Origin of the sequence: Streptomyces galbus (genome assembly GCF_005280195.1) — a bacterium.
GTDB classification, from domain to species: Bacteria; Actinomycetota; Actinomycetes; order Streptomycetales; family Streptomycetaceae; genus Streptomyces; species Streptomyces galbus.
Window position 1 is genome coordinate 1 of the sequence record NZ_SZPR01000040.1, and the last position, 12603, is coordinate 12603.

Annotated in this window: 10 protein-coding genes and 1 pseudogene; 7 read left to right on the forward strand and 4 right to left on the reverse strand. The window is 70.2% G+C overall.

Going from position 1 to position 12603, the window contains the following annotated elements; translation table 11 throughout:
• Together E4U92_RS34310 and E4U92_RS34315 are read left to right on the forward strand one after the other, a co-directional pair.
• Positions 1–308, forward strand: a pseudogene (locus tag E4U92_RS34310) (2-oxoacid:acceptor oxidoreductase subunit alpha); the annotation flags it as partial.
• Positions 298–1323, forward strand: a complete 1026-nt coding sequence (locus E4U92_RS34315; protein ID WP_137304368.1) for a 2-oxoacid:ferredoxin oxidoreductase subunit beta — start codon at positions 298–300, stop codon at positions 1321–1323. The pseudogene E4U92_RS34310 and the gene E4U92_RS34315, both read left to right, overlap by 11 nt.
• Before the next feature lie 81 nt (positions 1324–1404).
• Here the strand turns inward: E4U92_RS34315 and E4U92_RS37185 are convergent, their stop codons facing one another.
• On the reverse strand, positions 1405–1857 hold the full coding sequence (locus E4U92_RS37185) for a helix-turn-helix transcriptional regulator (protein WP_137304377.1): 453 nt from the start codon (positions 1855–1857) through the stop codon (positions 1405–1407).
• A 430-nt stretch (positions 1858–2287) separates the two neighbouring features.
• Here E4U92_RS37185 and E4U92_RS34330 point away from each other — a divergent pair, with 430 nt between their 5' ends.
• Positions 2288–4042, forward strand: a complete 1755-nt coding sequence (locus E4U92_RS34330) for an endo-1,4-beta-xylanase (protein WP_137304369.1) — start codon at positions 2288–2290, stop codon at positions 4040–4042.
• Positions 4043–4090: 48 nt separating this feature from the next.
• A complete protein-coding gene (locus E4U92_RS34335) occupies positions 4091–4504 on the forward strand; it encodes a hypothetical protein (protein WP_137304370.1) in 414 nt (137 codons plus the stop codon).
• Positions 4505–4659: 155 nt separating this feature from the next.
• Here E4U92_RS34335 and E4U92_RS34340 read toward each other — a convergent pair whose 3' ends face one another.
• Both E4U92_RS34340 and E4U92_RS34345 read right to left on the reverse strand, forming a co-directional pair.
• Positions 4660–5955, reverse strand: a complete 1296-nt coding sequence (locus tag E4U92_RS34340; protein ID WP_137304371.1) for a glycoside hydrolase family 6 protein — start codon at positions 5953–5955, stop codon at positions 4660–4662.
• A 49-nt stretch (positions 5956–6004) separates the two neighbouring features.
• Positions 6005–6970, reverse strand: a complete 966-nt coding sequence (locus E4U92_RS34345) for a glycoside hydrolase family 6 protein (RefSeq protein ID WP_137304372.1) — start codon at positions 6968–6970, stop codon at positions 6005–6007.
• Positions 6971–7372: 402 nt separating this feature from the next.
• Between E4U92_RS34345 and E4U92_RS34350 the strand changes: the two genes are divergently transcribed.
• Positions 7373–8386: a LacI family DNA-binding transcriptional regulator gene (locus E4U92_RS34350; RefSeq protein WP_137304373.1), complete on the forward strand. Its 1014-nt coding sequence runs from the start codon at positions 7373–7375 to the stop codon at positions 8384–8386.
• A gap of 78 nt (positions 8387–8464) precedes the next feature.
• On the opposite strand, the gene E4U92_RS34355 is transcribed toward E4U92_RS34350, so the two are convergent.
• Complete coding sequence (locus tag E4U92_RS34355; RefSeq protein ID WP_137304374.1) at positions 8465–10987, reverse strand: DEAD/DEAH box helicase; 2523 nt, start codon at positions 10985–10987, stop codon at positions 8465–8467.
• 174 nt (positions 10988–11161) lie between these two features.
• Between E4U92_RS34355 and E4U92_RS34360 the strand changes: the two genes are divergently transcribed.
• Both E4U92_RS34360 and E4U92_RS34365 read left to right on the forward strand, forming a co-directional pair.
• Complete coding sequence (locus E4U92_RS34360; protein WP_137304375.1) at positions 11162–11344, forward strand: double zinc ribbon domain-containing protein; 183 nt, start codon at positions 11162–11164, stop codon at positions 11342–11344.
• A gap of 96 nt (positions 11345–11440) precedes the next feature.
• The gene (locus E4U92_RS34365; protein ID WP_229863673.1) at positions 11441–11710 is read left to right on the forward strand and encodes a hypothetical protein; all 270 of its coding nucleotides are present in this window, start codon (positions 11441–11443) and stop codon (positions 11708–11710) included.
• Positions 11711–12603: the final 893 nt, after the last annotated feature.

Genomic DNA, 12603 nt, shown 5'->3' on the forward strand with positions numbered 1-12603 from the left:
GCACCCTGGTCCTGGGCTGGGGCTCCACCTACGGGCCCATCACCGCCGCGGTACGCCGGCTGCGCACGGCCGGGGAATCCATCGCGCAGGCCCACCTGCGCCACCTCAACCCCTTCCCGCACAACCTCGGCGAGGTTCTCGCCCGGTACGAGCGGGTTGTCGTACCCGAGATGAACATGGGACAGCTGGCGACACTCCTGCGTGCCAGGTACCTCGTCGACGTGGTGTCCTTCACCCAGATCAACGGCATGCCGTTCAAGGCCGAGCAGCTGGCCCGCGTGCTGGAGGAGGCGTCCCGTGGCAACTGACCTCAAGCTGACCGCCAAGGACTTCAAGTCCGACCAGGAAGTGCGCTGGTGCCCGGGCTGCGGCGACTACGCGATCCTGGCCGCCGTGCAGGGCTTCATGCCCGAACTGGGTCTGGCCCGCGAGAACATCGTCTTCGTCTCCGGGATCGGCTGCTCCTCCCGCTTCCCGTACTACATGAACACCTACGGGATGCACTCCATCCACGGCCGCGCCCCCGCCATCGCCACCGGCCTGGCCGCCTCCCGAACCGACCTGTCGGTGTGGGTCGTCACCGGTGACGGCGACGCGCTGTCCATCGGCGGCAACCACCTCATCCACGCCCTGCGCCGCAACGTCAACCTCAAGATCCTGCTGTTCAACAACCGCATCTACGGCCTGACCAAGGGCCAGTACTCGCCCACCTCCGAGGTCGGCAAGATCACCAAGTCGACGCCGATGGGGTCGCTGGACGCGCCCTTCAACCCGGTCTCCCTCGCCCTCGGCGCCGAGGCGTCCTTCGTCGCCCGCACCGTCGACTCCGACCGCAAGCACCTCACCGAGACGCTGCGCCAGGCCGCCGCCCACCCCGGCACCGCGCTCATCGAGATCTACCAGAACTGCAACATCTTCAACGACGGCGCCTTCGACGCCCTCAAGGACAAACAGACCGCCGAGGAAGCCGTGATCCGCCTGGAGCACGGCAAGCCGGTCCGCTTCGGCGCGGACGGCGCGCGCGGCGTCGTACGCGACCGCGTGACCGGAGACCTGGAGGTGGTCACCGTGACCCCGGACAACGAGGCCGACGTCCTCGTCCACGACGCCCACGCGGCCACGCCCACCACGGCGTTCGCGCTGTCCCGGCTGGCCGACCCCGACACGCTGCACCACACCCCCATCGGCGTGTTCCGCTCGGTGGACCGGCCCGTCTACGACACGTTGATGGCCGACCAGCTCGACACCGCGGTCGAGCAGTACGGCAAGGGCGACCTCGCCGCGCTGCTGGCGGGCGGCGACACCTGGACCGTCGTCGGCTGACCCGCACACACGTATCAGGGCCTCCCGGCATACCGGGAGGCCCTGATACGTGTGCGGGCGAGCAGCGGGCGCGAAAGGTCCTCACTCGCGTGCCTGGGTGAAGGTGTGGACGAGCTGTATGCGTGAGGTCAGGCCGAGTTTGCGGTAGACACGGGTGAGGGTGGCCTCGACCGTCTTGATGCTGACGGTGAGGGCGGTGGCGATGTCGCGGTTGCTCGCTCCGGCGGCGGCCAGTTCGGCGCAGCGTTGTTCGGCGGAGGTGAGCCGGGGGTCGATGGTGCCTGCGGGGGCGTCCTGCAGCCGGGCGAGGGTGTGCGCGGCGGTCCGGGTCCACGGGTGTGCCTGGTGGGCGGTGAAGAGGTCGGCGGCGCTCTGCGCGGCGGCGCGGGCGCTGGCGCGTCGGCGTCCGCGCCGTTCGGTGTGGCTGAGCGCCAGCAGGGTCCTGCCGCGTTCGAGGGGGAGGTGGCGCAGGCGGTCGGCGGTGTCGGTGAGGCGCCGGGCGGCGGTGTCGTAGTCGCCGTAGGCGGCGTCCAGAGACGCCGCCTACGACACCCTCAAGGTCAAGGCCAACGGCACCACGCTGGCCACCTACTCCAACGCCGACGCGAGCTCCGCGTACGTCCGGAAAGAGCATCGACCTGTCCGCCTTCAAGGGCCGGACGGTGAAGCTGGAGTTCGCCGGCACCGAGGACACCTACCTGTCGACCGTGTTCCTGGCCGACGACATCACCATCGCCTGACCGGCCCCGCACCCCACACGGGATCCTGCGGGTAGCAGCCCTGCCCGGGCCCGCCAGCCGCAGGACCACCGCGTACGCGGACGGCACCCCGGGCGCGGGCGGCGCGGCCCGCTCCGCCGCACGAGCCGGAACGTGCCCCACGAGGCGCCGTACCTCAGGTGTGATGAACTGTGGCCCGCTCCCGAGACGTTGACCCCGTCTCGGACAACAAAGGGGGACAGAGCGTGGACCTCGGTGGGGGGACGTGGCAGCGGCTGACCGCCGTGCTGCTCGTCATGGCGGTGGCAGCCGGGTGCACGGGGCAGGGCCAGAGCGCGGACGGCGGCGGCGAAGACCTGCTGCGCAACCACGACTGGACGCAGATGCCGGGCACCACCGCGCGCCACGGCATCCTGCAGGTCAGCGCATTGGATCGGCGCATCGTGGAGCAGGACGCCTCCGGCGGCCGGCCCAACCCCCCGCTGAACCTGGCCGGCCCGCATCTCAGGTCCGACGGCGACTTCACCGTCACCGCGCGCATGTCCGGTGTGGGCGACCACGACGGCGCCTCATGGCTGCGGCTGTACGGACAGGTACCGGTCATCTACGACGAGTGGCGGCAGGAGCGGCCCTCACTCCGCGTCGGCGTGACCGCCGACGGACACGTGAAGGTACAGATATGGGACGGCGCGAGCGACGAACCGGCCACCTCCAGGGAGTTCGACTGCGGCTGCTCCGGGACGGTCACCCTCACCGTGTCGAGCATCGGTGACACCTTCCGCGTGAAGGCCGACGGGCGGCGGCTGGGAACCGTGCAGGACCCGGGGGTCTTCGCCGAGGGCACGGTCTGGTTCGGTCTGGAGGCGGACGCCGGCGACGACGAGCGCCGCGAGGGCTGGCGTCTGACACGGCTGACCGCGCGGGCGGAGAGCGGTGACGCGCTGCGCGTGATCAAGGCGCCGCAGCTGCGCCAGGAGCAGCCCGAGGACTCGCTGCGTGCGCGGGCCGCAGACGTGGGGCGGCCGTTCGACGTCGGCACCGCCCTGGCCGAGAACCCGCTGCTCACCGACTCACGCTACCGGGCCCTCGCGGGAAGCCAGTTCTCCATGCTCACTCCGGAGAACGCGTTCAAGCCACAGTTCCTCCACCCGCGCCCGGACGTCTACGACTTCCGCGACGCGGACCTGCTCGTACGCTTCGCCCGCGCGAACCACATGAAGGTGCACGCGCACACCCTCGTCTGGCACGAGGCTCTGCCCCACTGGATGCGGGAGAACGACGACGCCGAGGAGGTGCGCCGGACCATGCTCCGGCACATCGCCGCGGTCGCCGGGCACTTCAAGGGCGAGGTCGCGGAATGGGATGTGGTCAACGAGCCCATGTCCGACGACGACGAGAGCTACACCGACGGGGACCTCGGTCTGCGCTCCGAGCAGAGCCCGTGGTTCGAGGCCATGGGGGAGGAGTACATCGACGAGGCGTTCAAGGCCGCCCACCGCGCCGACCCGAACGCACGGCTGTTCCTCAACGAGTACGGCATCGAGGAGGAAGGCGAGCGCTGGGACGCCCTCTACGATCTGGTCAGACGGCTCAAGGAACGCGGCGTACCGATCGACGGCGTGGGCTTCCAGAACCACGAGTACGCACCCGCCGACCGCACCGACCCGGAGACCTTCCGCGCCCACGTGCGGGACCTGGCCGAACTCGGGCTCCAGGCACGGGTGTCGGAGATGGACGTCCCCCTGGGCGAGGACGAGGAGGACGGACGGCAGACCCAGGCCGAGGAGATGGCGGGCAAACTGCGGGTCTGCCTGCAGGAGCCGAACTGCACATCGTTCTCCACCTGGGGATTCACCGACCGGTACGGCTCCACGGCCGACATCAAGACCTACCCCCCGCGCCCGGCCGACTCCCTGCCGTGGGACACGACCCTACGGCCGAAGCCGGCGTACGAGCGCCTGCTCGAGACCCTTGACGGTTCAACACCACCGAGGCTCTGAGTATCCGTACGGATACCGGACCACTCGACGACCGAAGACGATCGAGGCATGGCCTACCTGACACGCGCCGCGAAAACCGCCACAGCCGTGTCGGTCGTCACCCTCGCATCATGGAAACTTCTCGAAGCCCTGGAGGCGTGGCTCGATCACCTGACCGCAGCAGACGACGAGCGCAACCCCCTCGCCGGCGTTCCCTACTACTGGGCCGTCGACGCGTCAGTCATCGTCCTCTACCCGTTCGCCCTGTGGGCGACCCTCAGGCTGCTCACGCTCCGCGGCAACCATCTCGCGGTCGTGGTCGGCTCCCTTACTTGGCTCACGCTCATGCTGCAGCACTTGGACGTCAGCACAACGGGGAATGCCGTCCGATTCGCCATCCACCTCCTGCTGACAGCTGCCGCCTCCCAGGTGCAGGCGACAGTGATGCCCGCCGGCACCCGGCCGAACGGTCCAACGCCGTGACACGCAGGACGCCGACGATCGGCTTCCTCTGACCGCGGACCTGCGACCCGCCTGCCACCACCGTCGCCGCCCCTCCGTGGACAGTCAACCGGCGAGAGATCACGCTGCCGTGGTCCCGGGGAGCCGAGCGGGCCCGGCCCCCCGGGAGGTCGGTGTCAGCGGTTGAAGGTCAGCCGCGGTGCCGCGTTGCGGGCCAGGCCGTGGACCTGGTCGGGCCACCAGGCGCCGGCGGGCGGGTCGACGATCCCGTACTCGGGGTCGACGGTGCCGCCGGTGCCGCGGGTGCAGCTGCCGTCGGACTCGCCGGGCACCTTGATCCACAGGTAGGCGTCGGCGAGCGGCACCCCGGTGTCGGCGGTGGGCCGCGGGCCGAGACCGCGGCCGGGGGCGTTGCACCAGGGCTCCGGGTCGCCGCTGTACTTGCCGGGCTCCGGTGTCCAGGCGCCCAGGCCGTTGCGGCTGGTGTCGATGACGAAGTGGCTCAGCGCGGTGGCCGGCGGCGTGCCCGCGTTCTGGTCGAACCAGGCGTCCGTCCACCGCCAGGTGGCGGGGTCGGCGGAGTCGACGCTGTTGCCGGGCGTGCCGTCGTTGGGGGCGGCCGCCGAGTAGTACTGGCTGGCGCACCAGTCGGTGTGGCCGCGGGCCGGCGCGGGCCCCTCGGTGGCATACCACATGCACTCGGCGATCCAGGTGCCGTACCGGGCGTTGTGGTCGGTGGGGTGGGTGTTGGACACGTTGAGCGAGAAGCCGTCGCCCTGGCGGACCCCGGCGTCCAGCAGCCGCTGGGCGATGTCCCCGACCGCCCGCCACTGCACGTTCCCCGCGTCCAGGTAGACGGCCGTGCGCGGCCGCGCCTTGAGGGTCTTCACGGCGTACGCGAGGTCGGCGACGCGGGTGGCCGTGAGCTCGCCGGTCGGGTCGGTGGCCGGCCCGCAGTCCTTGGGCAACAGCGCCAGCCCGTCGGGTTCCACGACGACGACCGCGCTGCGGTCGCCGATCCCGGCGGCGAACGCGTCGATCCACTGCCGGTAGGCCACCGAGGACGCGGCCCCGCCGCTGGAGTACTGCGAGCAGTCCCGCCCCGGGACGTTGTACGCCACCAGGACCGGGGTCCGGTGCACGGCCCCGGCCCGCCGGACCAGTGTGCTCACCCCGGCCCGCACCTCCTGGGGTGTGCCCTCGGTGAACCAGGTGGCCTGGGGCCAGCTTGCCAGCTTCGCCATGTTCACGGCGTCCTCGACGTCCCCGCCGCGCAGGTCGGCGACCGCCTGCTTCGCCGCCTTGCTGTGCGGATCCACGTAGAACCGGGTGGCCGGGGTGACCTCCCCCCGGCCCGGGGCGGCACCGCCCGTGTCCGAGGCGGCCGCCGCCTGCGTGGCGGTGAGCGCCAGGCAGGCGGCGAGGGCGGCGACGACTGCGGCCGTGCCGCGTCCCGGACTGCGTGCTGTCATGACTGCTCCTGATCGACGGGTGAGAGTGAAGGTGCGCGAGGGGGGCGCGTCAGTAGCCGTAGATCATCTTGTAGGCCACCTCGGGGAGGAACTGCCCGGCCGAGGACCCGGCGCCCACGCCGCAGTTGCCGTCGGACTCGCCGGGCGTCTTGATCCACAGCAGCATCTCGGCGCCGCCCCCGAGCTGCGTGGGTGTGCCGATGCGGCGGCCCGACGGATTGCACCACTGCCCGTTGGAGCCGTTGCCGTTGCGGCTGGTGTCCACGACGAACGGCTTGGTGTACCCGTAGCGGGCGCTCAGTGCGCTGTTCACGGCATTGCCGTAGGCGGTGTTCTCCGCCGTGGTGAAGTAGTTGGAGATGTTGAGGGAGAAGCCGTGGGCCTGGCGCAGACCGGCGTCGTTGAGGCGCTGGGCCATCGTCGCGGCGCTCGCCCAGCCCGGGTTGCCGGCGTCCAGGTAGACCCAGGTGTTGGGTGCCTGGCGGGCGAACTGGCCGAGCGCACCGCTCAACATGCCCTGCCGCTCGCTGATCTGAGCCTGTGTCATGCAGCCGTAGTCGCCGAGGGAGTCGGGTTCGAGGAGCACCACGGCCGGGCGGCTCGCGATGCCGCCCGCGAACTGCGCGATCCACGTCGCGTACGCGGACGCCGAGGAGGCCCCGCCGGCCGAGTGCCCGCCGCAGTAGTCGCGGTTGTAGATGTTGTAGGCGACGAGCAGGGGCAGCTTGTCCCGCGCGTCCGCGGCCCCCGCGTACGCCCCCGTGGCGGTGCCGATGCTGCCGCTCCAGGAGCCGAACCAGCGGGCCATCGGGGTGTTCGCGATCGCGGAGTTGATCGCGGACGCCCGGCCGTCGCCGGGATTGGCGGCGGCCCACCGCTTGGCGCTGGAGTCGGGGTCCACGTAGAACCCGCTGGTCATGCCGGTCGGGTCCGCGGCGTGGGCGGACGGTGCGACGGCGAGCGCCAGCGGCAGGGCGATCAACCCTGCCACCAGGGCGCGGAGTCTGCGGCGCATGACGTACCTCGATTTCCTGGCAGGGACGCGCGCACGCCTCGTCCGGGGCGTACGACGCGCTGGTCAGGTGCGGTGGAACGGCGCCCCGGACGGCGGCTCTCCGGCCGGGAGTACCCCGCCCACGGGTCTGCCCCCGACCTTGGGAGCGCTCCCATTTGGAAGCGGTTCCAGCACCGTCGAGGGAGCTCCGGGGCGTGGTAGGTATCGTGTGGCGAGCCCCCAGAGCTGTCAAGACCCGTCACACACACCCCAGTTCACAACCACACGCGGCTCCCCGCGACTCTTCCCAGCCCACGATCCACACCCTAAAGTCATCAGAACTGGAAGCGTTTCCAGCCATCCAAGCTCAGTGCCGCCGGCCCCGCCGACGGCCGACGACCGACGCCGAAAGGGCAGCGACCGATGCCAACAGGTCCGTCACGACGGCACCCCACCCTCGACGAGGTCGCCCAACACGCCGGCGTCTCCCGCTCCGTGGCCTCCCGGGCCCTCAACAACGCCCCCCACGTCAGCCGCGCCAAGCGCGAGGCGGTCCAGCGGGCAGTACGCCTGCTCGGCTACGTCCCCCACCCCACCGCCCGCGCCCTGGCCACCCGCCAGACAGGAGCCGCCGCCCTGGTCGTCTCCGGAGAAGACCCCTCGATCTTCGCGGACCCCTTCTTCACCGAGGTGATCGTGGGCGCCTCGGCCGCCCTCGAGGAGGCCGACCTGCACCTGATGCTGTGCCTGGCCGCCTCCGACCGGGGCCGCAAACGGGTGGAGGAACTCATGCGGCGCCGGGGCGCCGACGGCGTCATGCTGATGGCGCTGCGCGAGGACGACCCGCTGGCCCGGCTCGCCGAAGAAGCCGACATGCCCGTCGTCTTCGGCGGCCGACCGATCGGCCCCGCCCCCCGCCACTACGTCGACGTCGACAACACCGGCGGGGCCCGCGAGGCGACCGAATACCTCCTCGCCCACGGCCGCAGACGAGTCGCCACCCTCTGCGGACGACTGGACACCGAGGCCGGCCGCGCCCGCCTCCGCGGCTACCGGGACGCCATGCTGAGCGCCGGACTCGAGCCGCTGCCGCCACAGGAAGGCGACTTCACCGAACCCAGCGGCGCCGCCGGCATGGCCGCACTGCTGTCGCGCCACGCCGACCTCGACGCCGTGTTCGCCGCCAACGACAACATGGCAGCGGGAGCCCTGCGCACCCTACGGGCAGCCGGCCGGACCGTACCGGACGACATCGCGGTGGCCGGGTTCGACGACCTCACCGTCGCCCGCATCGCCGACCCACCCCTGACCACCGTCCACCAGCCCGTCCGAGCACTAGGCCAGGAGACGGCACGCATGCTCCTCACACTGATCAACGGCCAGGACCCCACCCCCCTGATCCTGCCGACCCGGCTCATCGTCCGCGCGAGCGCCTGATCGTACGCACCCCGTACCCAAAAAGAACGCCTCAGGTACGCAGTACGTACGCCCCAAAGAGGCCGGGACCAGCCCTGCTCACAAGCAGGTCCATCGCATGCCGATCGCGGAGAGCTGCTCTACGCGCTCCGGGGACAACGTCGCGGCCCTGCTCCGCTGGTTGCCGATCCACGCACCGAGCCGCAGCTGCTGCTCCTCCTGGCCCGAGTCGACGATCCTCTCGATGTGCTTCCTCGGTACCCGCAGGTGCCCCTCACGCTCGTAGTACTGCGTAGCGGCGGCGAGGTGGAGCGCCCACTTGTCGGCCTGGGAGCGCCGCGGCTTGGGTTTCTCGTCCGGGGCAGCGGGCTCGATCCCTAAAATGTGCTCCAGCATCCACTGCTGCACGGCGGTGAGCTTGCCCCAGCCAAAACGCTGAGCCCGCACCCACCGCCCAAGGTCCTCGCCCTGGTGCACAACCATGCCCGGCGCCGTGGGCAACCGACCGCCGGCCTGGAGGTGCTCCCTAACGAGGTGGAAGCAGCGTTGCCAGTCCACCGGCCAGGCAGGGCACCAGGCGGGGTCGATCTCGTCCAGCTGCTCACGCCGTTCCTCCGACAGTGCGCCAACCGCGAACTGAACCGGCAGCCCCTCAGCCTCCCGCTCCTCATTGACAGCTGCACGCCGAGCCGCGGCCCGCGCGTTCTTCAGATACAGCCCTACGCGATAACCCCCGTAGACGGCGTCGGTCGGTGCTGCGAGGTGCCCGTTCTCGGCCGCCCATCCGCGGGCTGCGGCGAGACCCTCTTCCCAGGCGACGTCGTAGTGCGACCAGACCATCCCCAACCGCTCCAGTTGCGTCACCCGGCCGGAATCCATGGTGCCGCGCACATAGGTCCGTCGAGCATCGGCCACCCACTGCCCCAGCGGGAACGCGGCGAGCGTGGCCGGCCACCCTTCCCCCTGCGCCTCCTGGCCGCCGACCGGGACGCGGTAGGTGACGGGCACCCGCAGGTCACCGTGATAGCGGTGGTAGAGAGCGGCGGCTTCGATACCGCGCCGCCAGTGGGCCTGCTCGGGATCGAGCACACGGAGGTTGATGAAGGCGGCCAGCTGCGCGGGATCACGGGGAGCGGAGAACTTCAGCAGCTCCCGAGCCGGAACCGACAGCCGATCACTTCCGTCACTGACCTCGTCTCCACCCCGGCCGCTGCCCAGGCGAGTCCGTACGCCACTGACACGGCTGCGCGCTTGCGCCTCGGCGAGTGCTTCCACCACGCGGGAGTCATGTGCCCGCAGCGCCTCGAGGAGCTTGGCGAGTCCGCCGTAAGCGCGGGAAGTGAGCATACTGTCGGCCGTCTCACCAGGCCCGAGAAGCACAGGTACCACGAGTGAGGCGACCTTGCCCTCGCCCGGCCGAATACGCAAGGCACGGCCGACAGCCTGAACGAGGTCAGGCATGGAACCGCGGACGTCCGCGAAGTACACCGAGTCACAGCGGGAGGTATCGATGCCTTCGCCGAGCACCCGCACGGACCCGAGGAACGACTTCTCCACAACCGTGCCGTCAGCAGCGACCCCCCGTGAGAACCCGTCCAAGACCCGGCGCCGGTAAAGCGGCTTGTGCTCGCCGCACAGCCAATCCGCCCACACATCACGCGGATACAGCCCAGGATCCGCGGCGTGCAACCGGCCGGCGACGCGGGGAAGGCCGGCCGCGAACGCTTCGGCCTCCTTCACCTGGTGGTGGAAGACCAGCGTCCGACAAAAGCCCTCCTCGGCCGAGGCCTTCACCAGCGCCGTCTGCAAAGCGGCGAGCCGCGCCCCACGCACCTGGTCCGAGCGACCCTCCACGCCCAGCAGCTGCGCCGCCTGGAGCCGAGCGTCGGTGATATCAAGGCACACCACCTGGTACGGGGCGCAGATCCCCCGGTCGATCGCCTCCGACAGCGTCAGCGTGTAGCAACGGCTGCCGAAAGGCGAGTCGGAAGAGTCTTCCATGCTCGCGACCAGCTCACCCGGTGCGCCCAGTTCTGCCTCGGTGTCCTCACCGAGTCGCCACAGCCTCGGAGTGGCAGTCATGTACAGGCGGCGCAGGGCGGGGATGCGGGTGTTGTCATGGACGACCGCCCACGGCCTGCCGATCCGACCCGAAACCCTGTGCGCCTCGTCCACGACGATCAGCGACCACCCCGGAAGGCCGACAGCGTGCGCACGCTCCAACGTGCCCAGTCCGAGCGAGGCATACGTGGCGAATACTGTCACCTTCGCGAGCGGGCGGACCCAGGCGACCAACTCCTCCACGTCCGTGGTGTTCGGAAAAGACACCTCCGGCCCCTGCAAGGACGAGACCCCGATCATCGGCCCCGTACGCCCGCCCTCACGCCAGGCGGCCTCGGTCTGGGCGAGCAGGTCCAGCGACGGCACGAGCACCAGCACACGGCCTGCCTGCAACTCCTCCGCGCTACGCACGGCGACAAGGGTCTTGCCCGATCCGGTCGCCATGACCACCTGGGTCCGCAGACCCCGCTCGGGCACAGTGCATCGTGCAGAGAATTCCAGCGCTCGGACAACCGCGTCCACGGCTTCACGCTGATGAGGACGAAGTCCTTTCGCAGCCATCCGATTCCTCTCCGACGAGCTGGACAACCTGCGACGGATCACCCGCCTCACAGAGTCAGAGCCACCTGATCCCAAAGTCTATCGCAGCCAAAAAATGAAGCAGCTACCTCAGAGAATCGACACGGAAACCACGGGTACTCCGAAGTCATCACTGCCCACCATCCGGGAGAGATCATGGAACAGAAGACCGAGAACAACCGAGGCAACCGGTTCTGCAAGGCGTGCGGCACGCCGGCCGAGGACGGAAAACTGTGCAACCACTGCGGCGCCGTCCTGGACCTCCCCGACGAGGCAGGCCTGGTCGAGGACCAAGGCGCAACCGTGCGCCGGGACTTCGAGGAACGCGCTCAGCAGTAAGCATGAGAAGCAACCGGAGAGCCAACCCGATCAACTCCGTTGAACAGCCTGCACCGGGGTACACGGGCCGGCATGGCATCCAAGACTGATCGCGTCATGTCCGTGCGAGCTGTGCGGCAGTTGCGCCGGGTCCGCACCTTCTACGCAGGTGGCGTCCTGCTGTGGGCGGTACTGACCGCCTGGACCGCCTGGCAGTCGCCCGGCAGCCGACAGATGTGGGTGTCCGCCCTTCTCCTGGCAGTCTTCAGCGGCCTCCTGCTCGCAGCCTCCCTGTGGCTGCAGCGCCTCCAGGCCACAGGCGAGCGACGCCCCGCGCACCACGCCGCACCACGGAAGGCGACTGCAACACGCCACGCCCACGCCTGACGCACCGCGAGACCCTCCCTTTCAAGCCCTCTCCCAAGGGCGAGGAGGCAAGGAGCGGTCAGGGGGTAGGCGAGTAGGTATGGATGGCACACGACTTCGACAGGATGACCGGAGCTCACAGGAAACCCGTGCCCGCGGAACGATGCGGATGTGGCGATGGGCCAGGTGGGCGGCACTTGTTCTCGCGGTCAGCTGGGCGGTGAACGGGACCGTCAATCTCATCCAGGGCGATCAGGGCCGGGACCTGTGGTGGCCTATGGTCAGTACCGTCATCTGGGCAGCGCTGACCATGTACGGCTTCAGGACCTACCGCCGGATCAGGACAACGACCCTGCCAGGCATCACCGGCCGCTCGTCCGCCTGATCATCTCGGCCAGCCAAGCCAGTTGCGCAGTGGTATGCGGGCTTAGACTTATGCAGCCCGCTCACGCGCCACACTTCCCTGCCTTGCTCGACCGCCGGTCCAAGTGCTGCGCCCCCGAGGCAATGACCTCGGCACCGCCATACGCGGGGGCCCGCAGCAAGTAGAGACGCGGTCCACGCCAAGGTCCATAGGTGACGGGGCCCTTACCGAGAACAACGAACTGCGGCACCCCCCTCTCCTTGCTGCCTGGGCCGAAGGCCCGTTGGTCGCACCGCGCAGCGGGGCCGGCCTTCGGGGCGCGGAGCGCCCTGAGGTGGCTGGAGCGCAGCGTAGGCCGCCCTTGGGGGGCCGTAGGCCCCGTGCTCCGGGAGCGCAGCGGACGGAGCGTCACCGGCCTTGCGCAGCAAGGCCGGTGGACTGCCCGGCGCAGCCGGGCAGGAGCGCTCACGCGGAGCGGGAGCGCAACCACCGCGCGCAGCGCGGTGGTTCGCTTGCACATCGCGCAGCGATGTGGTACCCGCTCCGCGGG